This is a genomic window from Bacillus cereus group sp. N6 (genome assembly GCF_016483705.1).
Classification (GTDB): Bacteria; Bacillota; Bacilli; order Bacillales; family Bacillaceae_G; genus Bacillus_A; species Bacillus_A wiedmannii.
The window spans coordinates 1-224 of the sequence record NZ_JAEHBI010000370.1 but is presented as its reverse complement, the minus strand read 5'-3'; the positions used below and the strand labels follow the sequence as shown (position 1 = coordinate 224).

Below are 224 nucleotides of genomic sequence, written 5' to 3'. Positions count from 1 at the left end.
TGCTGCATTAGATATAAGCACCCGACGGGTGCTTGGCTATTCGTTGGATACTCACCAAGATGCTCAATTAGTAAAAGATACAATTCAGCAGGTCAAACATGTTTATGGAAGTCAAAAAAGAATCCTATTTCATAGTGATCAAGGATCACAGTTTTCCAGTTATACGGTTACTGATTTTTGTAATCAACAAAAAATTCAACAAAGTATGTCCCGCAAAGGGAACT

At 37.1% G+C, this 224-nt stretch carries 1 protein-coding gene; it reads left to right on the top strand.

The features are described from left to right. Positions 1–224, top strand: a 224-nt coding sequence (locus JDS99_RS31615; RefSeq protein WP_199696555.1) for a DDE-type integrase/transposase/recombinase, incomplete at both ends; no start/stop codon positions are given.